Source organism: Alkalibacterium sp. m-11 (assembly GCF_054658155.1).
This window is the reverse complement of sequence record NZ_BAAGIR010000370.1, coordinates 1-437: the sequence shown is the minus strand read 5'-3', so window position 1 is coordinate 437 and position 437 is coordinate 1. Positions and strand designations below refer to the sequence as shown.

General features: G+C 35.0%; 1 pseudogene. It reads left to right on the top strand.

The features are described from left to right. Nucleotides 1-330: pseudogene (locus tag ACYQ2O_RS12850) on the top strand (transposase); the annotation flags it as partial. Nucleotides 331-437: the final 107 nt, after the last annotated feature.

The following is a 437-nucleotide window of genomic DNA, read 5'->3' as shown; positions in this document are numbered from 1 at the left end:
CAAGCGGAACGAGCTGAATATTTAATGGCGGATCGTGGGTATGATGGGAAACCATTGATTGATAAAATTGAACGACGTTCAATTACTGCAATTATTGATAATCGTCATATGTGGAAAGATGGCGAACGCACTCGTCAATATAAAGAAACAGATTTAATCTATGATGAAGATGGCCGTGTATTTTTTATTGATGATTGTGGAAAGTCTATTCCTTTGATTTATGAAGGCTACGACAGCTCAACAGATAGCTTACGATATAAATTTCATCCGAAGTATAGTGATTGCCGAATTTTCCGAATTAAACGTTCTGAACTCAAGTTTTGCAGTTGAATATCCAGGTTTAACCCTTGCGGTTATTGAAACTTCTTATAAATAATTATCAAAAAACACACAAAAAGACACCTCTCTTTGGTAAAATGTAGTCACCATAACAACAT